General features: G+C 30.3%; 19 protein-coding genes and 1 pseudogene. 14 read left to right on the top strand and 6 right to left on the bottom strand.

Going from position 1 to position 22,039, the window contains the following annotated elements:
* Positions 1-72 precede the first annotated feature (72 nt).
* The 3 genes from ACJDU8_RS15065 to gltX all read right to left on the bottom strand — a co-directional run bounded on the left by ACJDU8_RS15065 (position 73) and on the right by gltX (position 4,527).
* Entirely contained in the window at positions 73-1,125 is a 1,053-nt protein-coding gene (locus ACJDU8_RS15065; RefSeq protein ID WP_406792976.1) for a hypothetical protein, read from the bottom strand.
* Positions 1,126-1,136: 11 nt separating this feature from the next.
* Positions 1,137-2,603, bottom strand: coding sequence for an MBOAT family O-acyltransferase (locus tag ACJDU8_RS15060; protein ID WP_406792975.1), 1,467 nt, complete (start codon positions 2,601-2,603; stop codon positions 1,137-1,139).
* Between the two features lie 469 nt (positions 2,604-3,072).
* Entirely contained in the window at positions 3,073-4,527 is a 1,455-nt protein-coding gene (gltX, locus tag ACJDU8_RS15055) for a glutamate--tRNA ligase (protein WP_406792974.1), read from the bottom strand.
* A 378-nt stretch (positions 4,528-4,905) separates the two neighbouring features.
* Between gltX and gap the strand changes: the two genes are divergently transcribed.
* Entirely contained in the window at positions 4,906-5,976 is a 1,071-nt protein-coding gene (gap, locus tag ACJDU8_RS15050) for a type I glyceraldehyde-3-phosphate dehydrogenase (protein ID WP_406792973.1), read from the top strand.
* A 109-nt stretch (positions 5,977-6,085) separates the two neighbouring features.
* On the opposite strand, the gene ACJDU8_RS15045 is transcribed toward gap, so the two are convergent.
* Positions 6,086-7,348 (bottom strand): D-alanyl-D-alanine carboxypeptidase family protein, encoded by a 1,263-nt coding sequence (locus ACJDU8_RS15045; RefSeq protein WP_406792972.1) that lies wholly within the window; start codon positions 7,346-7,348, stop codon positions 6,086-6,088.
* Between the two features lie 128 nt (positions 7,349-7,476).
* Between ACJDU8_RS15045 and ACJDU8_RS15040 the strand changes: the two genes are divergently transcribed.
* From ACJDU8_RS15040 to ACJDU8_RS15020, 5 genes are all read left to right on the top strand, one after another.
* Positions 7,477-8,085: an NUDIX hydrolase gene (locus tag ACJDU8_RS15040; protein ID WP_406792971.1), complete on the top strand. Its 609-nt coding sequence runs from the start codon at positions 7,477-7,479 to the stop codon at positions 8,083-8,085.
* Positions 8,086-8,389: 304 nt separating this feature from the next.
* Complete coding sequence (locus ACJDU8_RS15035; RefSeq protein ID WP_406792970.1) at positions 8,390-9,205, top strand: MerR family transcriptional regulator; 816 nt, start codon at positions 8,390-8,392, stop codon at positions 9,203-9,205.
* 292 nt (positions 9,206-9,497) lie between these two features.
* Positions 9,498-10,040, top strand: a complete 543-nt coding sequence (locus ACJDU8_RS15030; protein ID WP_406792969.1) for a metal-dependent hydrolase — start codon at positions 9,498-9,500, stop codon at positions 10,038-10,040.
* 729 nt (positions 10,041-10,769) lie between these two features.
* Positions 10,770-10,916, top strand: coding sequence for a hypothetical protein (locus ACJDU8_RS15025; RefSeq protein ID WP_406792968.1), 147 nt, complete (start codon positions 10,770-10,772; stop codon positions 10,914-10,916).
* Positions 10,917-10,964: 48 nt separating this feature from the next.
* Complete coding sequence (locus tag ACJDU8_RS15020; protein ID WP_406792967.1) at positions 10,965-11,411, top strand: aminoacyl-tRNA deacylase; 447 nt, start codon at positions 10,965-10,967, stop codon at positions 11,409-11,411.
* A 93-nt stretch (positions 11,412-11,504) separates the two neighbouring features.
* Here the strand turns inward: ACJDU8_RS15020 and ACJDU8_RS15015 are convergent, their stop codons facing one another.
* Entirely contained in the window at positions 11,505-11,984 is a 480-nt protein-coding gene (locus ACJDU8_RS15015; RefSeq protein WP_406792966.1) for a putative immunity protein, read from the bottom strand.
* Positions 11,985-13,035: 1,051 nt separating this feature from the next.
* Between ACJDU8_RS15015 and ACJDU8_RS15010 the strand changes: the two genes are divergently transcribed.
* The 4 genes and pseudogenes from ACJDU8_RS15010 to ACJDU8_RS14995 all read left to right on the top strand — a co-directional run bounded on the left by ACJDU8_RS15010 (position 13,036) and on the right by ACJDU8_RS14995 (position 17,641).
* Entirely contained in the window at positions 13,036-13,869 is an 834-nt protein-coding gene (locus tag ACJDU8_RS15010; RefSeq protein ID WP_406792965.1) for a HEAT repeat domain-containing protein, read from the top strand.
* Between the two features lie 441 nt (positions 13,870-14,310).
* Positions 14,311-15,414, top strand: coding sequence for a Ger(x)C family spore germination protein (locus ACJDU8_RS15005; RefSeq protein ID WP_406792964.1), 1,104 nt, complete (start codon positions 14,311-14,313; stop codon positions 15,412-15,414).
* Positions 15,415-15,621: 207 nt separating this feature from the next.
* Positions 15,622-15,801, top strand: a pseudogene (locus tag ACJDU8_RS15000) (transposase); the annotation flags it as partial.
* 61 nt (positions 15,802-15,862) lie between these two features.
* A complete protein-coding gene (locus ACJDU8_RS14995; protein WP_406792962.1) occupies positions 15,863-17,641 on the top strand; it encodes a penicillin-binding transpeptidase domain-containing protein in 1,779 nt (592 codons plus the stop codon).
* Between the two features lie 312 nt (positions 17,642-17,953).
* Here ACJDU8_RS14995 and ACJDU8_RS14990 read toward each other — a convergent pair whose 3' ends face one another.
* A complete protein-coding gene (locus tag ACJDU8_RS14990) occupies positions 17,954-18,304 on the bottom strand; it encodes a DUF6143 family protein (RefSeq protein ID WP_406792977.1) in 351 nt (116 codons plus the stop codon).
* 210 nt (positions 18,305-18,514) lie between these two features.
* Here ACJDU8_RS14990 and ACJDU8_RS14985 point away from each other — a divergent pair, with 210 nt between their 5' ends.
* The 4 genes from ACJDU8_RS14985 (at position 18,515) to ACJDU8_RS14970 (ending at position 21,953) form a co-directional block, all read left to right on the top strand.
* Positions 18,515-18,865 (top strand): carboxymuconolactone decarboxylase family protein, encoded by a 351-nt coding sequence (locus ACJDU8_RS14985; RefSeq protein ID WP_406792961.1) that lies wholly within the window; start codon positions 18,515-18,517, stop codon positions 18,863-18,865.
* 265 nt (positions 18,866-19,130) lie between these two features.
* Positions 19,131-19,925, top strand: coding sequence for an AraC family transcriptional regulator (locus ACJDU8_RS14980; RefSeq protein WP_406792960.1), 795 nt, complete (start codon positions 19,131-19,133; stop codon positions 19,923-19,925).
* 83 nt (positions 19,926-20,008) lie between these two features.
* Positions 20,009-20,941, top strand: a complete 933-nt coding sequence (locus ACJDU8_RS14975; protein ID WP_406792959.1) for a DMT family transporter — start codon at positions 20,009-20,011, stop codon at positions 20,939-20,941.
* Positions 20,942-21,128: 187 nt separating this feature from the next.
* On the top strand, positions 21,129-21,953 hold the full coding sequence (locus ACJDU8_RS14970) for a prephenate dehydratase (protein WP_406792958.1): 825 nt from the start codon (positions 21,129-21,131) through the stop codon (positions 21,951-21,953).
* Positions 21,954-22,039 lie beyond the last annotated feature (86 nt).

The raw sequence follows: 22,039 nt of genomic DNA, 5'->3' as shown, positions 1-22,039 counted from the left end.
AATTTTTAATTTTGTGTGAATCGCTTTCACAGAGTGCGATGGGGGTGTTAGCAATGGTAGCGATCGGATAAATTATTTATTTGTTCTATCAGTTATATAAGTTGCCGCCTGAGATTTTTTATAATCTATATTCCACTGACTATAGGCACTGTCATTTCTATGATCCTCTAAATTATAATTTTGTTTTAAATAGTTTCCAAAATCCTCTGTAACCTTATAGGCCCCCCAGATATTAAGATGCCCTGAATTATACATATCATTTTTAAAATCAAGATTTATTTCATCCATCTTGTTATTATAACTGATAAATGGTATATTATCTTTCTTCGCAATCTCTGCAACTTTGTTGAACATCTTGGCCTGTTGATTGACCCATTCACTGGAAGCATCAGAATTATAGTCAAACGGAGTATTAACTAAAATCAATTTCAAATTATTTTTTTTGCACAAGCCTATAATCTTGTTCAAATAGGTTAGTGATTTTGACGGCAGATTTACCGTACCTGAAACTGTTCTGGATGTTTGATTTGCTGTTGAATCATCTTTTCCATATCTTTTGGTTCCAGCAATAAATCCTTTCGTGTAGTATATTTCGGAACTATCATAATTGAAATCATCCTCTGTAAGCTCATTCCACCTATAATGATATTTTAAAAATGGTATCAGATAATCCAATCTGTCTTCAAGGGGCGTACAGTTCCATATGGCTTCCAGCTTATTCATTGAAAACTTCATGTTGTCAAGTGCATTGCTTATATAACCTTTTTCACCATACTCAGCACTTCGAGCCAGATAATATGCATCAAGTACAACAATGGAATTTTTATGCTTCTTTAAAACTTCCTTCAACATATAATATGTCATGTCAATGGATTGGCCGCCTGTAGCATAGTTGAAACTTGTTATGCCATAATCATGCCACAATACACTTGGATCTATTCCTGCAAGCATATGACTTCCTCCCATTAACACCACGTCATAAGCATTTCCAGTATGGTTATACAAGCCTTCTATCAACTTACCTCTATTACCTGTTTTCAATATAAATACGGGGGTAATAATACAAATTATAAATATTAAAATAGCACTAAAAATTGAAACTTTTATAATTATATTTTTAATCACATATGATCCTCCTAAAACTTAGAATATATAAATTGTTGAACATCATAGCCTGGGCCATATATGCCGAATATCAATATAATTATTATTGAAGTAAAATACAGGGACCACCTGAATACCGTATTTTGTTTCAACAATTCATCTCTCAAATTTCTTTTTCTTTGCAACAGATCAACCATAAAAACTACACCCAGACTAAGCATTGCAATCAAAAAATTTGATGAATCCAATCCAAGTTTGTATAGGGAGCCATCAACAAATATTGAAGGATTAAAATAAAACATATTCTTAATTAATATTACAGCATTTTTAAAAGAGGTTGCCCTGAAAAATAGCCATGCAAAATCAACCAATATAAAATTAATCAATATCATAGATAATTTATAGCTAAAAGAATTCATCCTAATTTTAAATTTTCTTACTAATATATTGCCTACAGGACTAAATAAATTTTCAATTACATAATATATACCATGAAGCGCACCCCATACTATAAATGTAAAACTTGAGCCGTGCCACAGGCCACTTACTATAAATACCATCATAACATTAAAATATTTTCTAAGTTTACTACATCTACTTCCTCCCAAAGGGAAATAAAGATAATCCATAAACCAGCTTGTAAGTGATATATGCCATCGCTTCCAGAATTCTCTTATTGATTTTGAAAAATATGGCCTTTCAAAATTCTTGGATAGTCTAAAGCCCATAACTTGTGCTGCACCTATTGCTATATTTGAATACGATGAAAAATCACAATATAGTTGAAAAGCAAAAAATACCGTAGCTATTACTATTGCAAATCCTCTGTAATTTGATGGATTACCATAAACAACGTTTACAATATTCCCTAGCCTATCTGCTACCATCGTTTTTTGGAAGTATCCCCATAACATCAAAAGTAACCCGCTTTTCACATTATTGTAGCTAAAATAGTGATTTTCATCTATCTGTTTCATAAAATGTTTTGATTTTTGAATAGGTCCTGAGAGTAGTTGAGGAAAAAATGATACAAACAAAGCATATTTCCCTAAATTTTTTTCTGCTTTAATATCTTTTCTGTAAACATCTATAATGTAGCTCAATGCTTGGAATGTATAAAATGAAATCCCAACAGGAAGTATAAAATCAAATGATGGCATATTTACAGTAATGTGAAGATGATAAAAAATACGTGTAATACTTGTACTGAAAAAACCATAATATTTAAACATAAAAAGAATTCCCAGGTTACTTGATACACTTAAAAAAACAAGCAATTTTCTTGTTTTTACTTTTTCTGCCTTATCTATCAACAATCCGCCCACATATGTAATTAAAGTGGATGTAATAATTAGAAAGACATATTTTGGATTCCACATCATATAAAAGTAATAGCTTACTACAAGGAGCCAAATCCAACGTATTCTACTTGGTATAGCATAATAAAGGACAACTACAATAAAGAAAAAAAGTAAAAACTGTATTGAATTAAATAACAAAGTAAAATGCCTCCTAATCGTTGAATAAATTAAAAATTGTAATTAAAGTACATATATATATTATTACATTTATGTGTCAAATAAGTTACAATTCACTATATTAGTTATAATAATTTTTTTATTTCCGAAAATGGATATCAAGTGATTCTTAGGTTCAGGTGGAGTTTGCTTATGAGAAATGCTTTTCTCCATCTGAACCTTATTAACAGTATTCTTAGTGCCTTTAGCACTTAGAATACTGTTATCCTTTAGGGGAAGAACTTATCTAGGCGCGTAGCAGTGCTTATCTCCCAGTTTGATAGAAAAGCAGAGAACCAAAATTTTTAATTTTGTGTGAATCGCTTTCACAGAGTGCGATGGGAGTATTAGCAATGGTAGCATTCGGATAAAAAAATTTATAATAGATAAAGATATAAATATGCTAAAAATATTTTTAGTATATTTATATCTTAAGAAAAATTTGTTTTTATTAGTTTTCAAATTTTAATTTTTCAATTCCGGATTCTATTCTTTTTAAAGATTCATCCTTTCCTATAATATCTGCTATTTCAAAGGCGCCACCAGGAGTAGATTTTTTACCTGAAAGGGCAGTTCTTATAGGCCAAAGCACTATGCCGTTTTTAACCTGTAGTTCCGATACTAAATCCATACAGCATTTTTCTATATTCTCTAAAGTCCAGGATGACAATTCTTTAAATTTAGGAAGAATTTTTTCAAGAGTCAAAAGTGAATTTTGTAAATTTGTTTTCATTTTTTTGTGTATATATAAATCTGTGGAGTAATCCGGTAGTTTTTCGAAAAAATCCAATATGTCAGGTATTTCATTTAGTAGTTCAATTCTTATTTTAAGTAATTCACTTATTTTGAAAAAGTCTAGATCTTTTGAAATGACTTTTTTATAATAGGGAAGAGCCAGTTTATGGAACTCTCCTAAAGGCATCCTTTTTATATATTCTCCATTCATCCATTTAAGCTTTACATCGTCAAATATAGCCGGAGATTTGTTTATATTTCTGTAGTTAAACTCTTTTACTAGTTCATTTAAGTTAAATATTTCTTTTTCATTTCCAGGGTTCCAACCTAGAAGGGCTATATAGTTTAACACGGCTTCTTTTAAATAACCTTTTTTTATTAAATCCTCAAAAGAGGCATCTCCATTTCTTTTACTGAGTTTGTGATGGGCATCCTTCATTATTGGAGGACAGTGAATGTATACAGGAACTTCCCAACCAAATGCCTCATAGAGCCTATTATATTTTGGAGCAGAGGAGAGATATTCGCTTCCCCTAACTACGTGGGTGATTCCCATGAGATGGTCATCTACCACATTTGCAAAATTATATGTAGGGTAACCATCGGATTTTATAAGTATCATATCGTCTAATTCTGAATTATCTACAGAGATGTCTCCATAAATTTCATCATGAAAAGCCGTAAAACCAGTCTCGGGATTATTTTGTCTTATAACATAAGGTGTATTTGATGCTAGTTTTTCATTTATTTCTTCTTTTGAAAGTTTAAGACAGTGCTTATCATATTTATAAACTTCTTTTGAATTATCTTCATTAGTTCTAATCATATCCATACGTTCTTTTGTACAAAAACAATAGTAAGCTTCACCTTTGTCTATAAGTTCTTTAGCGTATTTTAAGTATATGTCAGTTCTCTGGCTTTGTATATAAGGACCTACAGAACCGCCTATATCAGGACCTTCGTCATGTTTAAGACCTGTAGCCTTTAAAGTATCATAGATTATATCTAAGGCACCTTCTACGAATCTTTCCTGATCAGTATCTTCAATTCTTAGTATAAAATCTCCACCTTCATGTTTTGCTATTAAATATGTATATAAAGCGGTTCTTAAATTTCCAACGTGCATATATCCTGTTGGGCTTGGTGCAAATCTTGTTCTGACTTTAGTCATCTTTTTCACTCCCATTTATTTTAAAGTAAAAACCTCTCATCCTTTTTAGACGAAAGGCCACAAATTCACTATTACCTTTAAATAATATAATAATAGAAATATTGTGTCAAGAATAGAAATACTGGGCTCTAGGAGTTTTTCTACAGAGAGATTATAAAAAAGAGCAAAATAGATTAAATACACGGAATAAAGAACATATGTAAGAAAAATTAAGTATATCATAATAGGGGGTATAAAAGTAAATTTGACATATATATGCGCTATTGATATAAATAATATAGCATATATATTATTTATATCACATATATCTTTGAATAATAAAGCTAATGTGTATAATGGCTTTTATATAAATATAAATATTTTATAGGGGGAAGAATAATGTCTATGAAAATTGCAATTAATGGTTTTGGAAGAATAGGAAGGTTATTTTTAAGAGCTGCCCAGGAGAGACTACAGGAAGATGTAGAAATTGTGGCAATTAATGCAAGAGCAGATAATGAAACCCTTGCCCATCTTTTTAAATACGATTCTTGTTACGGAAAATTTCAAGGCAATGTAAAAGCTACAGAAGACTCAATAATTGTAAATGATTCTGAAATAAAAATATTTAGGGAAAGTGATCCGGAAAACTTGCCTTGGGATAAGCTAGGTGTAGATATTGTAGTAGAATCCACCGGAATATTTAAAGACAGAGAAAATTTATACAAGCATATAAAAGCTGGTGCTAAAAAAGTTGTAATTACAGCTCCAGCTAAAAATGAAGATATAACTATAGTTATGGGTGTAAATGAGGAAAAATTTGATGTAAGTTCCCATAATATTATTTCAAATGCATCTTGTACAACTAATTGTCTTGCACCATTTGCAAAAGTCCTAGATGAAAATTTTGGTATTGTAAAAGGCCTCATGACTACAATTCATGCTTATACTGGAGATCAAAGGCTAGTTGATAAAAGTCATAAAGATTTAAGAAGATCTAGAGCAGCAGGGGAATCTATAATTCCAACTACTACGGGAGCTGCAAAAGCAGTAGCGAAGGTGCTTCCTAATTTAGAAGGAAAATTAAATGGATTTGCTCTTAGAGTACCTACAGTTACAGTGTCTATTACAGATTTGGTTTGTGAACTTTCAAAACCTGTTACGGTAGAAGAAGTAAATAAAGCTTTTAAAAGGGCTGCTCAGGGACCTCTGGATGGAATACTTGGTTATTCAGAAGAGCCACTGGTATCTATAGATTACAAAGGTGATGACAGATCTTCTATAGTAGATGGACTTTCGACTTTGGCACTAGGAGGAAATATGGTTAAAGTTGTATCCTGGTATGATAATGAATGGGCTTATTCATGCAGAACAGTAGATCTTGTAAATTATATTTCTTCACAAATGAAGGAAAATTATGAACAGCCTAGTAAAATAGTGGCCAAAAGCATAGATAAATCTTTAATATAAATCAAGGGGATATGTGTAAATATTAGATTTATATTATTAGTAAAAAATCATTTCTATATATCATATATGGAAATGATTTTTTTGTTGGTTATTTTTAAATACTTAAAGTTTAATCATATTTATATTTATTGTATTTTCTATGCTTTTTATATTTAATACTTATGAACAGAATAATTAAAATCAATATGAATAGCAGTATAAGTATTATAATATAAGTAAAAAGCATTTCTCTTAAATAAACATTTCTTGGAAGTGCAGAATAAATTTTATAGCTTTTAGAAACATCTCTTTCTTTTATAGTGAGAGTTCCAATAGGAATGTCACCTTTTAGAGATTTTCGGTTTATAGTTGTAATATGTATCTCTTCTTTTAATTCATTTTTATTTAAATTATTGTTGTAATATGTTACATTATCTTTAACTTTAATTGGAACTTCCATACTTCTTTCAAAATTCATGAAGGGTAAAAATTTGTAGCTTACATTTTTCTTACTGATTACGGCATCTTTTTTATACAAAATATAAGGTGTAGCATTATAACTCCAATTTATTATTTTTTCCATGTCATTAAATACATAAGTATCTTTTATATCATAGATGGAATGCATTACAACTCCAAGTATTTTTCTATTATTTCTTTCGTAAATTGCAACTAGGCACCGTCCAGCAGGTATGGTATACCCAGTTTTTCCAGCAATACACCCATCTTTACCTAAAAGCTTATTTGTATTTGAGATAGGAAAAGTAAGACCTTTAGAAGTCGTTAGCCTACTTGAAGCTTTAGACATGGTGTTTCTTATCCAGGAATTTTTAAATGCTTCTCTGGCAATAATGCTCATGTCATAAGGTGTAGAGTAGTGATTTGGATCATGTAGGCCGTTTGGGGTAACAAAATGAGTGTTTTTCAAATTTAAACTTTGCACTTCTTCATTCATTTTTTTTGAAAATTCAGGTGCATTTTTACTTATGTTTTCCGCAATAACATATGCCATATCATTAGCAGAGTACATTAGAAGCCCGTCCATTACATCTTTTGCAGACATGGAATCTCCTACTTCTATGGGATGTACGCTTGTATTTAGTGAAGATTCAGGTTGAACTTTGGCTCCTGCAGTGTAAGTTAATATATCATTTTCCTTTTTATTTTTTTCTAGAAGGATAGCTGTTAAAAGCTTTGTAGTACTTGCAGGATATATTTTAGTATCTGCATTTTTTTCATATATTATTTCATTTGTCTGCATGTCCACTGTTATAGCTGCGCTGCCATATATTTCAGGTAATGCATCATTGGATGGTTCTGATGCAAGTACATTAAAATTTAAGTAAAGTATAAACGTAAGGGTAAACAATAAAATATTAGTTTTCTTTTTCAAAAAACATCACTCCACTTGTTTAAAATTTATGCATATGTCCTATAAAAAATATTATAATTAGTTAATAACATTTTACAGTATATCATATAAGAACTGTATTTTACAATTAGGTTTTAGGAGGTAGTAAGGTGATAAAACGAATAGAACATATATTTAAACACAGAAAACCAGATATTATAGGGGATTTTACCAAAAATGCTGTGATGATTCCCTTATGTGAGTCAGGGAAAGAATTAAGCATATTGTTTGAAGTAAGGGCTTTAGATTTAAGACATCAGCCAGGAGATATATGTTTTCCAGGAGGTAAAGTAGAAGAAGGTGAGATCCCGGTACGGGCGGCTATAAGAGAGACTCTAGAGGAATTAAATTTAAGTAGGGAAGATATAAACCTTATAGGGCAAATGGATTACATTGTTGCACCTTATAATTTTATAATGTATCCTTTTGTATGTAAGTTAAATAAAGAATATATAGTTCCAAGTGAGAGTGAAGTAGATCATATTTTTAAAGTACCGTTGCAATTCTTTGTGGAGAATGAGCCTTTGCTTCATGAAGTACCTATAGTTTCACAACCAGGAAAGAAATTTCCTTATAATCTTATACGAAATGGAAGAAACTATAAATTCAGAAGAGGAAAAGTTAAACAGTATTTTTACAGTTATGAAGAATATGTAATATGGGGGTTTACTGCTCTTATAATCAAGAGATTTGTAGATATAATTGTGTCAAACGAATAATTTATAGCAATACTCATCAGGTTCTGACGTAATTCTCGCAAGAGACAGAATTGGTCACAATCCAAAAAGAAATAAAAAATCGAAAAGTAATCCAGAGCTGAGAGCAAAACCTTGGCTCTATTTTTATGATATGAATTAGGTTTAATGACAGAATGGATGGTAGGGCTAAAGTTAGATATAGCAGGAGTTTAAATGGAAGAGAACGAATTTATTAAAGTTATTTCTGGAGCCGAAGATTCTGGCTTGACTTTACCCCTAGCTGGAAGGTTTATAATATGATTGTCGACAGAAAGGAGAATGAATTGTGTACACTATTGGACAGTTTTCTAAAATCGGGAGAGTTTCAACAAAGACACTTCGTTATTATGACGATATTGAATTATTGAAACCTATATATGTAGATAAGAACAGCCAGTATAGGTATTACTCGGATGAACAGGTTTTAAAGATACTTTTAATATCTGAATTAAAAGAGTATGGCCTAAAATTAGAAGAAATTAAAGCTATCATGGATAAGCAAGATGTTGACTTATTAAAAAAATTTCTACGAAATAAAGTAAGTGAAATTAATAAGGAAGTTCAGAATAACTTGAAACTCAAAGATATTATTGAGCAAAAAATCGAGAAAATTGAGTTAGGAGGTAATGTTATGGAATTTAATAAGGATTTAAAAGTTGAATTAAAGGAGAGACAACCATTAATAGTAATGAGTAGAAGAGCAACTATAAGTATGAACAATGTTAGTAGTGTTATTGGTAAAGTATTTGAGGATATTTTCCAGATGAATCTGCAACCAGTAGGTCCTGTAATGACAGTTTATTATAATGAAGAATTTGACTTTGAAAATACAGATTTGGAAGTTTGTATTCCAATAAATAATAAAGTGAATATTGAAAAAAATAATAAAATAAGAGAATTTTCAGGAGGATTACACGCATGTTCTACATTTGTAGGACCATATTCCAGGTTAGGAGAAGCCTACTCTAAGGTTATGAAATGGATTAAAGAAAATAAATATAAAAATGTGGGAGCACCTTTTGATATATATTTAGTTGGACCACAGACAGCCCAAACCCCAGAACAGTTTGTAACTGAGGTTTGTTTTCCAATAAATAAATAGTTTTTTACTTGAATTAAAGTTGAAATGTATTTTTAACGTACTGAAACAACAATCATTGTCCAAATGGAGTAAGCATTGTATCACACATAAGAAACATTGTCCAATGAATGAAGGAAATGCAGAAGTTTCACCTGTATTCCTTCATTTTTTATATCTAACTAATGTTCCATTGAATTTTTTATAATTTGAAGTAAATTTAAATATTAACTTAAATTGTAGCATTTTGTATAGATTTATTCTCAGTACAATGGTAAAATGTAATACATTAATTAGAAATAGGAGAAATAAGTAGATGATTTTTTTTGGACATTTGGGAATAACTACAGGAGTAATTAAAGCCTATGAAAAAATAGTTCATAAGAATAGGGAGCTAAATAGTAAGGTATCAATTGACTATAGAATTGTTCTGGTAGGTTCAATACTGCCTGACATAATAGACAAACCTATCGGTGCGTATTTATTTCGCAGTACCTTCCATAACAGCCGTATATTTGCGCACACATTACTATTTTCTGTTGTATTGATGTTAATAGGTTTATATGTGGTATATGAGCGTAGAAAAGGTGAGATTTTAATTTTTGGCGTATGCAGTTTCATTCACTTAATATTAGATAGTATGTGGTTATATCCTGATATATTATTTTGGCCGTACTTTGGGTGGAGATTTCCTGCAAGACCAGAAGGTAATTGGTTGCAAAGTGATATGGTCAGACTTGTTACAGATCCAAGTTATTACTTATCTGAATTAATTGGGTTCATTATTATTGCATATTATTTTATAAGGTTAATAAAAAATAGACAAGTAAAAGTTTTTATAAGAGAAGGAAAGCTGTAGTTTGAATATTGGAAGGATATTAGGTGATATATTGACTTTTTACCTGAATAGGTATATGATGTAAAAAATAAGACTAAAAGTCAATGAAGAGAAAGAGTAAATATAGGAGGTTAGTTAAAGCGAATTTGGAATAGTGAGAGCCAAATACTGTAGCTTATATTGAATGGGTCTCCAAGATGTGATGTGAAATAATAGTAGCAGTAAACGGATAGTTCACCGTTAAAAGAACAGGGTATCGAGTAATATCTGTACCTGGAAGAACTGATTTTATATTAAGGTGGTATAGCAGAATATTCATTTTGCCCTTATTGGGGTGAAGTGTTTTTTTATTTTATAGAACTTTTTAACTGCTATTTTCTACATTAGTATAAAAAATAAATATGGGTGGCATAATGGTCACTTTGTCCCATATGGGGATGAAGTGGCTTTTTTGTTTATAAAATTATTTATCCCAAGGCTACCATTGCTAACCCCCATCCTTCTTCAAAGTGGGGGATAAGCACTGTTACGCCCTTGGATAAGTTCTTCCCCTAAAGGATAACGTATTCTAAGTGCTAAAGACACTAAGAATACTGTTAATAAGGTTCAGATGGAGAAAAGTATTACTGGTGAGGAAATTCCACCTGAACCTAAGAATCACTTGATAGGAAGGGATGGTACTTATGTTAGACTTATGGTTTTAAAAATAATCATTGTTGTTTGAAATATATAAATTGGGAGGTATACGTTATGGGGCAAATTAAAGTATATGGTCTAAAGGATAATGACAGGTTAATAGGAGATGGATGCTTTTCCGGATATAAAATTCAAATAGTAAAAGTGGATTATGAATTTGCGAAAGGGGGGAATAAAATGTTGGTAATCAAAGTGCAGTAAGCGCTTAACTATTGTAGGTAAATATAATTTTAATGAGGAGAGATTGCAATGGAAAGAATAAAAAGTCTTTTAGTGGAAAATAATTTTGAATTTGAATTCATTCATCATGATAAGTTAATTCATACTGCACAGGAAGGTGCTGACTATTTTAAGATCACTATTGGGCAGACAGCCCCAGCACTTATCATATATACCAACATAGGATTTCATGCATTAATTATTTCAGGAAGTGAAGAAAAATTGAATTTTAAAAAAATAAAAAAACTTTTGAAATGTACCAATGTAAGAATGGCAACTAAAAATGAGGTTAAGGAACTTACAGGATTTTGTGTTGGTACAATTCCACTATTTGGACTTCCATTTCCTTATATAATTGACAAAAAACTTTTACAAAAATTATTTATTTATGGAGGAACAGGAGAAGAACACTACACTTTAAAAGTTAACCCTAATGCTCTTATAAAATTGAATAATGTTGTTGGAATTTTGGATTAAAGTTAAGAAGAAAACTATGATTTTACAAAAGTTTATTCTATATGGAATGAAGGGGATGATATGTACTCATAATCTCCCCGATAAATCTTTTTATTAGACACTCTTCATTAATCCAATTTGGATTTTTCTTTCTTTTCTTACTTCCTCTAAATTTTTAGGATACATTAAGTTTATTAAAGTTATTGCATAATCAGAAGCAATTAAAGCATGTCTCTTCACATGAGGAATGAGAGCAACTTGCCCCATAACTCTCAAGACTTTGGCCTTCACTGGGTCTTTCTCTGTGCGTGCTAAGTCGGGTATCATGGCAGCCGCCTGTCTAGTCTCTTGGTACGTAGCTTTTCCTTCTTGCCACCTTCTGTTGACGTCAATGCACTGGTTAATTGCATCACACAGTTGCACATTGGCCAGGCTTAACACATGTTGTACCAACAGCAGACCATAACGTGAGATGTCATTTTTGCTTTTGCTTTCAAACACTGCAATAAGTTCATCTTTTAACTCAGGAATATCATCAATTCTTTTTATTATTCCTACATTACCCATATAACTAGTCTCTTTCTTATTCTTCATAATGGCACCTCTTTAAATTTTTGTTTATAAGTCAGTCAGAATATACAAATAATCTTTAGTTTGCTTTCTCATACGAATGTGTAATAATTTATATCAAATTATATCATATACTTTCATATAATTATGCATAAATCGATTCCCTACCTTTAAAGTTTTGGATTTTTGCATCAACAAATTTAACAGTGTTTTTTTATTTTCTTGCCATGCTTACGAGAAGGTCTTGGCATAGAAATCCCTAAGTTAGCTACTTATGTTTTTTATAGAAGGAAGGCATGATTTGAGATATATTATAAAGGTTTTTCTTATTATGGAATTTATAGTTATATGAGAGTATAATATTTATATGTTTTAGTAATGATATAACAATAAAGTAATGTAAGATTACCACATATATTCTGGTGTATAAGTGGAAGAATTGCCTGGTTTCTTAATAATAAATCACAAATGGAAACTGTAGAAGATACTGAGAAAAGAGTAAGGAAATTCTTAGATACCATAGTAAATGGATCAAGTATGAACATATAATTGTTTGTCATGGCTTTTTCATGCATACACTGCAAAAAGAGCTTAAAAGAAGAGGATTTAGTGGAGAAAATATAAAAAAGCCTAAGAATGGCACATTATATTTATATAAAAGATAACCTATATTATAGGAAAAATTAAGATATAAGTTTTTTAGTTATGATGTGTGAAATAATATAGGAAGGAGTGGAGGATGCATTATGTTAAAAAGGTGGAATGTAGGTATATTTGTTTTTAATGAGTAGGAGAGGAAACCGCCAATACAACCGCAAAAAGAATGGAATATAATATTAGTATCTAATACTTAGACCAACAGAAGAACTCCTAAAAAAACTTGTAATTATTTAAGAGAGAATGACATAAATAAGTTTCATCTAGGTTATTGTACAGATTTAAGATCAAAGATACAATTATCAGAGGTGGCTAATTATAGAAGATTAAGTATTTAGTGGTGAGTAAAAGTGGTTATATCAAATAAGGAATGAAGCTATAGTAAACAAGTAAACATTCTAAAAAGGATGTGTTTATATTGAAAAAAGATAACGATACAGTAGAGAAAAGCATTGGCAGGCAAAAACGTGGCCAGGTTTCAATAGAAGAAATTGAAAGATTTAATGAAGTATCAGTAGAAGAGTTAAAAGGATTGTTAAATAGTAAGGAGCCTAAAGAAAGAACTATTGGGGCAACTTTGATAGGTAAAAGAAAATGTATTGATTTGGTGTTAGTTCTATGCTCTGCTTTAGAAAACGAAAAGTTACTTTATCCTAGAATTGCAATATCTGAAGCGTTGGGAGAGATTGGAGAACCAACAGTAGCCTCCTTAGTTTCTTTGCTTGGTAAAATAGGTAATAACCAAGAAAAGGAATTACCTTTAAAATACTTTAATAAAAGGAGTTATCCGTTGCCAAGAGACATAGTTTCAAGAACATTAATAAAAGTAGGCAAATCAGCAATTACTGAATTAATTAATAAGATAAAAATTAACGATGGATTTGAGACTCAACAAGCCATTGATGCTTTAGGAGGAATAGTAAATAATACTAATGATAAGAGAGCTTTATCTATTATGTTAGAATCATTAGATACATATTCAAATAACAAGGTAACAGTATGGAAAATTATAAGGGCATTAAGTGGTTTTAGATTCATTGAGGCAGTAATTCAATTAATGAGAACATATGAAAGTAGTAATGAACCAGCAATACGATGGGAATCAATAAGAAGTATTGGACAGATTGGAATAGTAACACCAGAGGTTATAGAACTGCTGAACAAGGCGTCAGAAGATGTAAATGATGAGGTTAGAAAGGCAGCGAAGATTGCTCTTAAACAAATTTTAGTTAATCAAATGATTAAATTATAAAATAATAGGCAGGGGATTGATGTTATGGATTTGCAACTCGAATGCATCTTTCAACATTTTTTGAAAGCTTCCATTAGTTTCGGAAGACATACATATAAATATTTTTAATAGAGCGTGGGAATTATAGATATGAGGTGAAACAAATGTCCGATAAAAAATGCAGACCGTTAGTGCGGTAGTGGGAATAGTCATAGGGTGGTTTTTTATATTAGCTTATCTTTGTTTCTTAGAAGATCTCGGAGTTTTTACTTTGCCTTTCATAAAAGTGATATGAAAGATGTATTCATAAGGGCACTTCTATGTTTGTGACCTGTTTTAATATTAGCTGATAGTATAAATATTCCTATTGTAAATAATTTCAGTTTTATATTTATGTAATATTTAATTTAATATATGTTTCTGCAGTGGCAATTGTAATTCATTTTAAAAAAGGTGATGCTTATGAAAAGGTCTAAGATTTTCTTAATAATTATTGTGACACTTATCCTTATTATATGTTTCATAGGTGTAAAAGGATCACTAATCCAAAGTTTAGAGATACCTATAGGTGTTGGTGTAGACATACACAAAGATTCTGTTAATACATCTTATAGACTACCTTTATTAGTATATTCATTTGAAGATAGTACTATAACAAGTAATACATTTACTGGGGAAGGTGAAAATTTAGGTAAAACAAGGGAAACCAGGCAATTGAAAGAAGGTAAAAAAACTATGTTAGGACTAAATAGAATATTTCTATTTAGTCAAGACTCTGCATCATTTGGTATTAAAAATTATTTAGATTTATGGCTTAATAATCCATATATAAATGATAGGGCACTATGTGCAGTGTGTAAAGGAACAGCTGAGGATATGTTTAAGTACAAAGTTAAAGGATACTCAAATACTGCAGAATATATTGAAGGTATGATAAAAAACCTATCGGAATACAACTTTTTTTCTGAAGAATATACTCTTACGAATTTAATAGTAAGAGAGGATGCAGAAGGAAGAAATATACTACTTCCTTACATAGAGGTAAAGAACGATAACATAGAAACTACAGGCCTTGCTGTATTTAAGCAAGACAAAATGGTAGGAAAAGCAGATATAGATGAAACAAGGATAATTAATATTTTAAGAGAAAATAGGGTTAAGGGAATATTAACATTACAAGAGGATTCTAAGAAATATATAAATTCTTATACATACTCAAAAAGAAAAGTCAAGTGTTATAAAGAAAATGGAAAATATAAGTTCGTAATAGATTTGAATTTGAAAGGTGATATAATATCTAATCAGTTATACAGCAATTTAAATACAGATCCCAAAGTACTAAAAAGATTTGAAAAAGATATGAAAAATTACGTAGATAAAATGTGTAATAAAACAGTAAAAGATATTAAATGTAAATATAAAACTGACATTCTGGATTTAGGAAGAATTGCTGCTGCAAAATATGGAAGAGGTACAGGTACTGATTGGAATAAGGCAGTATGTGACTCTGACATTCAGGTTAATGTGAAGTTTACAGTAGATACCGAAGGCAGAGGAGATTATTAGTAACAACTAGTACATTAAATCAGATTTAAATTACCATTTATAAGTATATTTATATTTTATTACCACTTGACGTTTATTTTGTCTAGGGTTTTTCATTCCGTTAGGATAGATCTTGTATTACAATGAAAAATACGGTAAGATATTTTTGAATAATACGGTATTTTTAGAATTACATTAGCATTTTGTGTCTCATTGTTTTAAATTGACTTGAGTTCGGTGGAAGATAAAATTCTTCTAAGGAAGAAAGCCATTATTGGAACCATAAATGATCATCTGAAAAATACATGTCAGATAGAATACAGCTGTCATAGAAGCTTTGTTAATTTTATGGAAAATGTTGTTGCAGGAGTACCTTTTCATATCTTCTATAGGAGAATTTATGTATAAATTATAATTAGATTTTCGAATTCACATTAATCATAATATTTGAGTATTAAAGAGGTGAAGAATGAGAAGAAAAAAATTTGTTAAAAAAGGTAAGTTCATATTTATAGGGGGAGTATTGAGCATAATATTTATGGCACTGGTTGGAAGATTGTTTTATTTAATGGTAGTAATAGGCCTTGAATATAAATCCAAGGCTGTGGAACAACAAACAACTACAATACAAATTAGTGCTAAAAGAGGAGAAATTCTAGATAGAAATTCTAATGAACTAGTAATAAATGAAGATATTTATAGAATCGACTTGGATTTAAAAACATTAAGAAAAACTTTAAGTAATAGAAAAATGTCTTTTTCTCAATTAGCTGATAAATTATCTCCCATACTTAATATGAAATCTAAAGATATTTTAAAAGTATTAAATACAACATTACCTGATGGATTGCCTGCTAATTCAGCCTTATTGAAAAGGCAGATTGAAAAACCTATAATGGAACAGATTAAAGCATTAAATATTAGAGGTATTATTATTTCACCAGATACTAAAAGGTACTATGTAAATGGAAATTTTATGACAAGTATCTTAGGATTGGTCAATTCTGAAGGGAAAGGAGTTTCCGGGGTGGAATTGAGCTATGACAAAGAACTTTCGGGTACACCTGGTAGTACAACTTATGAAAAAGATGGAGAAAATAACCCATTACCTTATGAACCACAAGTATCTACACAACCGATACAAGGCAAAGACGTTATTTTAACAATAGATTCAGCTATTCAAGAATTTGCTGAACAAGCGGCCGAAAAAGCTTTAGAAGATAACAAGGCAAAAGGGGTTAATATTATAGTTATGAATCCTCAAAATGGGGAAATACTAGCCATGGCAAATAAACCTAGTTTAGATCTTAATAATACATCAAATATATCTAATAATTCTAAAGAGGCTGAAATGCTTTGGAAAAATTCCTCTGTTCAAGATAATTTTGAACCGGGCTCCATATTTAAAGTAATTACTGCGGCCTGTGCTTTAGAAAACAATATTGGATTAAATGATACATATACGTGTGATGGTAGTATCAAAATTGATGGGACAACCATTCATTGCTGGAATTTGAATGGGCATGGCAGCGAAAGTTTTGTGGATATAATAAAAAATTCTTGCAATGTAGGTTTTGCAGAGTTAGGAAATAAACTAGGTAAAGAGAAACTTGTTGCTACCGCAAAAAAAATGGGATTTGGGCAAAAGACAGGCATAGATTTACCGGGGGAATCAGCAGGTATCTTGAAAAGCCCTGCCCAAATAAATAAGGTGGATCTGTCGGAGCTATCCTTCGGGCAAGGTGTTGCAGTCAACCAGATCCAATACATGACTGCTTTTGATGCTATTGCCAACGGGGGAATATGGATAATACCGCATATCATGAAAGATATTGCTCATGCTGATGATACAAATAAGGAAGTTGTAGATAGAAAATATGATAATTACGGCAAAAAAAATGTATATGATCCAGAACTAGCATCTGAATTAAGACAGGATTTAATTAAAGTAGTTACTGAAGGGGTGGGGAAAAATGCCTTTGTACAGGGGCTAGATATTGCAGGTAAAACTGGTACGGCTGAAATAGCTGATCCAACAACAGGAACATATGCACCAGGGAAGTATATGTCCTCTTTTGCTGGTATGGCTCCCGCAGGAAATCCTAAAATAACTTTATTAGTAAGTATTAACCAACCTAGTGGCTCAAGTTATTATGCAGGAGATGTTTCGGCACCTGTGGCAAAAACTTTGTTTCAGGAGATATTTAATTATATTGCTATTAAGGGTGAGAGGGATGTGCTAAATTAATAGGATATTCTAAAGCCACATATAAGCCATTTAGGCTATAGAAATTGTTCTAGATAATTCTTCATTATGTCTGACATTTAATTGCCATAATTTTTTCCTTTAGTGATAATTTGGCAAAGCACCTATGAATGTCAGGTTGTGTGAAAACTATTTTTTATGCAATTTTTCAGTAAAAGACTTGTACAAGTTATTAATACTTTATATGAAACAGGTACTTTTAGATATTTATTGACTTTTCACACAGCCTGACGTTAAATTAAGCAGTATCACCCCATAGTTAGAATATTTCCCACTGTTTAGTATATTTGCTTTTTAGCTTCTTGATTTTTCCCACCAACCGAATGCAACTATTACCTTATCAACTTTTGAACAATTTGATGAGTGTATAACTATGACATAGTTTCCGCCTGGAGACTCTATAAATTTTCCATCTTCTTCACCTACTAATGTTGTATTAGGCGGCACTATTCTTTCGTACACATTGACTCCATTTTGAGGAAGTCTGATGGTGGATTTTACAAATCTAATATTTACATTGTTTTCTGGAAGTGGCTTTAAAGCAGTATTGGTTGAAGAAATCTTATGGGATATACTTCCGTTTTCGGGAAAATCAGTATTAAGCCATATTTCAGCAGTTAAATAGTCATCGGAAAAGTTTGAAATAGTAAATACATTTGCATATAAATCAACACCTGAATTACGAGGGTTTACTACTGAATTTTCAGGTGTTCATTGGTCATATATAAGTGGATAGGTGGTCTATGATATATGTAATATGTTTAAATAATTAGTTTTTTATCACTTTTAGGAGGAGTTTAAAAATAAGTGTAGAAATAACTAGTTTGAAAGCTTATTACATGAGGAGGAATAAACATGGAGAATGTTAGAGAAATACTTAATTCATTTACAGGGGGACTTGAAAATCTTTCAACGACGAATCCTGAAAATGTCAGTGCCTTTATGAGACTATTAGATGTTTCTTATAAACCTAAGGCTCTTGATTTAAAAACCAAAGAATTGCTGAGTGTGGCAATCGGTTGTTACACTAGATGTAAGTACTGTATTGTATATCACTCCTATAAGGCATTTGAAGCAGGTGCAAAAAAAGAAGAAATAATAGAAGCAGCCATGGTTGCAGTAACTTTTGGTGGAGGACCATCAATGGCATATTCAGCAACATTGCTTCAAGAATGTATTAAAGAATTTGAGGGAGACTTTAAATAAAAAGGCTGAAGATACTTTGAATTCTTGAATAGAATAAATCACAAAAATGCCGTAGGATTCAACTTATGAATAATACGGCATTTCAAAGATTATTTTGTTCTTAATAGTAGAAACTATTTTTTAGAGGGAAATAATTAGAGAAATTTTTCAACAACGAAAAGTAAAAATTTACGATTGATAAATGCTATTTGATATATTGATAATAATAGAAGATATGCTCATTAAATATATATTCAATTTAAAAATGGAGGTAGATAACGGTAATATGGAAGGTATAAGGTATTATTTCAACAATGTTAATGGAAATATTGAAATAAAAAAATGTAATAATTCAATACATTCATCTAAACCACATTTTCATAATGAGATTTCTATAGGGTTAGTTGAAAAGGGGGGATGTAAGACTGAAATATGTGGAAATACTTATGATCTTACAGAAAAGACAATTTTAATAATTCCTCCAACATCTGCTCATAAATGCAATCCTTATAATTATAAACATTGGGGATTTAGAATGCTTTACATAAACAAAGAATGGTTTGAAACTGCATTTGACAATAATATTGAGAACAATTTTTCATATATGAAATTAAATGAAATAATGTTTAATAGCATAGTTAGTTTATTTTCAGATATTCAGAACAGTATTATAAATATGGAAATTGAATCAAAGCTTTTAAAATATGTTTCTCTTTTAGCAAATAGAAATAACAAGGATTACCCAAGGTCAATAATTGGAAGTTTAAACTCAGACAAAATAAATGAGATTAAGAAATACTTAGATGAGAATTATTTAAATAATATAATGCTTAGTGACTTGGCAAAGGTGGCAGGGATGAGTAAATATTATCTAATTAGACAATTTGAAAAACAACATGGCTTATCTCCCCATAAATATATAACTAATTTACGTATAAACCATGCAAAAAAATTACTAAAAAATAATAATGATTTTGCTGATATAGCATTAGAAAGTGGATTTTATGACCAAAGTCATTTTACTAAATATTTCAAGGAGTATACGGGAGTAACTCCAATGAAATATAAAACCTATATCTAAATAATGACTGCAACTTTTTACAATATTAATATTTAAATATACTTTATAATTACTTTTAAATAAGAAAAGAGGAGTAGTTATAAATGAAAAAAAGTTACTTGGGACATTTAATGGCAATCATCACAATAATCATTTGGGGTACAACCTTTATATCTACAAAAATATTATTAGAACAATTTTCTGCCGAGGAAATATTGGCCTATCGTTTTTCTACTGCATTTGTTATCTTGATTCTTATATATCCTAAAAATATTAGAATATTAACTATTAAAGAAGAAATGCTATTCTGTCTATTGGGTATTACTGGAATATCATTTTATTACTGGACTGAAAATTTAGCACTAAAATATACCTACGCTTCAAACGTGGCACTTATTGTATCGGCAATACCTATATTTACAGCATTGATGGCTCATTTCACAAATAAAGATGAAAAATTAACTGCCAATTTATTATTAGGATTTTTAGTAGCAATGGTAGGCATTGTTATTGTAATTTATAACGGAGAAGTATTGAAATTAAATTCCATAGGCGATTTTATAGCAATGCTATCTGCAATTTTATTTTCTATATATTCCATACTGATAAAAAGAGTAAGTAATAAGTATAATCAATTTTTTATTGTAAGAAAAATATTTTTCTATGGAATTTTGACTATGACGCCCATTTTGTTCCTTTCAAATGTTAGATTATTTCAAGGATTACATTTAAATATTAAAATAATATTAAATATGTTGTTTCTCTCAGTTTTTGCTTCGATATTATGCTTTATAATGTGGAATAAGTCTATAAGCATTATAGGTTCAGTAAAAACAACAAATTATATATATATTGTTCCGTTAATTACAATAGTATCATCAGTTATTATATTAAAAGAGAAAGTAGATTTACTGATGGTGTTTGGAGGATTTTTAATACTCTCTGGGGTTTATATAAATGAAAGTAAATGGATAGGCAATAGATTGAGACTATTGTTCTGTTGTAAAAATTTAATAATTAGAAGAAAAGAAAAATAGTTCAAAGAGCTATTTTTCTTATATAAGCCAATATCTTCATAAAATGTCTATTTTAATGTTGAAAAACAACTTGTTAAACTACAAATTGTTTTTTTATTTCCATACATATTATATTCTATGGTATAATTTTCTGATATATAGTGTATGAGCGAAAAAACGGAAATAAATTTTAATGCGGAGGAGATAAATGAATAAGATAGCTACACTGGGGCCAAAAGGTACTTTTAGTGAACTTGCAGTAAATAAATATAGTGAGTTAATTGATAAAAATGTAGAGATAGTATTCTATCCTACCATAGCAAAAGTTTTCAATGCCATTGGCAGGGAATGTGAATTTGGAATAATACCTATTGAGAATACTCTTGATGGATATGTTCAGATTACACTTGATTTGCTTTCTCAAAGAGACCTAAATATCATATATGAAATTGTAGTTCCAATTCAATTTGCATTTGTAGGAAATAGCCCTGTGGGAGAAATAGAAAAAGTATATGTCCAATTTAAAACACAGGGGCAGTGCTATAAGTTTTTGGAGCAGTATAGTAATTTCAAAATAATAACCACTGAAAGTAATGGGGAATCTTTTGAACAAGTAAAGAAAGGTATTTCGGGGGAATCTGCCATTATACCGAAACATATATTAAATACTGAAAAATCATTTAATTTTCAAATTGAAACCGTAACGGATTCTAAGGAAAATGAGACGAGATTTATTATGTTATCAAAGGAATCTATTAATTATGATATTAATAAGCGTTATAAAACTTCAATAGTTATTATAGAAGCTGTAGACAAGCCAGGTGTGTTATCTAATATTTTAAATGAGTTTTCTCAAAGAGGCGTTAATTTAGCGTCAATAATGTCACGTCCCACAAAAAAGGCACTTGGAAAATATCATTTTTTTATTGATATTGATGGACGGCATCCAGAGGATAAAAATATAAAATTGACAATAGATAAGATTAGAGAGAAGAGTGTGGTCAAAGTTCTTGGCTCGTATTCATTAATTTAATTATTATATTCTATGGTTAAAATTACCTTACTCAGGTATTAAAAAAAAGAAAATTGAGTATAATAAAACTTATATAATTTAAGGAG

Origin of the sequence: Candidatus Clostridium eludens (assembly GCF_045310515.1) — a bacterium.
Lineage (GTDB): Bacteria > Bacillota > Clostridia > Clostridiales > Clostridiaceae > Clostridium_B > Clostridium_B eludens.
The sequence above is the reverse complement of the archived record's forward strand: the minus strand, read 5'-3'. Positions and strand labels throughout refer to the sequence as shown.

What these genes read in the sequence shown, in the direction of transcription:
- ACJDU8_RS14985 (WP_406792961.1), top strand. Translation starts at nt 18,515, where the DNA reads ATGGAGAATGTTAGAGAAATACTTAATTCATTTACAGGGGGACTTGAA.
- ACJDU8_RS14980 (WP_406792960.1), top strand. Translation starts at nt 19,131, where the DNA reads ATGGAAGGTATAAGGTATTATTTCAACAATGTTAATGGAAATATTGAA.
- ACJDU8_RS15030 (WP_406792969.1), top strand. Translation starts at nt 9,498, where the DNA reads ATGATTTTTTTTGGACATTTGGGAATAACTACAGGAGTAATTAAAGCC.
- gap (WP_406792973.1), top strand. Translation starts at nt 4,906, where the DNA reads ATGTCTATGAAAATTGCAATTAATGGTTTTGGAAGAATAGGAAGGTTA.
- ACJDU8_RS14975 (WP_406792959.1), top strand. Translation starts at nt 20,009, where the DNA reads ATGAAAAAAAGTTACTTGGGACATTTAATGGCAATCATCACAATAATC.
- ACJDU8_RS15020 (WP_406792967.1), top strand. Translation starts at nt 10,965, where the DNA reads ATGGAAAGAATAAAAAGTCTTTTAGTGGAAAATAATTTTGAATTTGAA.
- ACJDU8_RS15005 (WP_406792964.1), top strand. Translation starts at nt 14,311, where the DNA reads ATGAAAAGGTCTAAGATTTTCTTAATAATTATTGTGACACTTATCCTT.
- gltX (WP_406792974.1), bottom strand. Translation starts at nt 4,527, where the DNA reads ATGACTAAAGTCAGAACAAGATTTGCACCAAGCCCAACAGGATATATG.
- ACJDU8_RS15025 (WP_406792968.1), top strand. Translation starts at nt 10,770, where the DNA reads ATGGGGCAAATTAAAGTATATGGTCTAAAGGATAATGACAGGTTAATA.
- ACJDU8_RS14995 (WP_406792962.1), top strand. Translation starts at nt 15,863, where the DNA reads ATGAGAAGAAAAAAATTTGTTAAAAAAGGTAAGTTCATATTTATAGGG.
- ACJDU8_RS15015 (WP_406792966.1), bottom strand. Translation starts at nt 11,984, where the DNA reads ATGAAGAATAAGAAAGAGACTAGTTATATGGGTAATGTAGGAATAATA.
- ACJDU8_RS14970 (WP_406792958.1), top strand. Translation starts at nt 21,129, where the DNA reads ATGAATAAGATAGCTACACTGGGGCCAAAAGGTACTTTTAGTGAACTT.